The 604-nt window shown below is 67.9% G+C and carries 1 protein-coding gene; it reads left to right on the plus strand.

Features of this window, described 5'->3' with window-relative positions; all coding sequences use genetic code 11:
- On the plus strand, positions 1-440 hold a 440-nt coding region (ybgF, locus tag MOV75_RS41135), incomplete at its 5' end, for a tol-pal system protein YbgF (protein ID WP_247008591.1).
- Positions 441-604 lie beyond the last annotated feature (164 nt).

The raw sequence follows: 604 nt of genomic DNA on the forward strand, positions 1-604 counted from the left end.
AGCCCGGCTATCCCGCGCCAGCGGGGGGCACCGGCCTGACCACGCTGCCGCCCTCGGCGACGCCGCGCGACGAGTTCGATCTCGGCATCGGCTACATGCAGCGCAAGGACTACGCGCTCGCCGAGCAGACCATGAAGAACTTCACGCAGAAATATCCGAGCGATCCGCTGCTCGGGGACGCGCAATACTGGCTCGGCGAGAGCTATTTCCAGCGCCAGCAATATCGCGATTCCGCGGAAGCCTTCCTCGCCGTCACCACCAAATACGAGAAATCGGCCAAGGCGCCGGATGCGCTGTTGCGGCTCGGCCAGTCGCTCGCCGCCCTGAAGGAGAAGGAGGCCGCCTGCGCCGCCTTCGGCGAGGTCGGCCGCAAATATCCGCGCGCCTCCGCCGGCGTCAAAGCCGCGGTCGACCGCGAGCAGAAGCGGGTGAAGTGCTGAGGTCCGGGGTCCCGACAACGCGGATGGTGCTACGCTAGACGGCGTAACCATCCGCCTGCGGAGGTCAGGGCCCGCGTCATGTCAGACGACGACAATTCTCCGATCGCGGCGCGCGAGGCGAGGCGGCTCTTCGCCGGCCTCAAAGCTGCGCCGGCGCTGGTGCT

The sequence above is a fragment of the Bradyrhizobium sp. PRIMUS42 genome, from assembly GCF_023006515.1.
Lineage (GTDB): Bacteria > Pseudomonadota > Alphaproteobacteria > Rhizobiales > Xanthobacteraceae > Bradyrhizobium.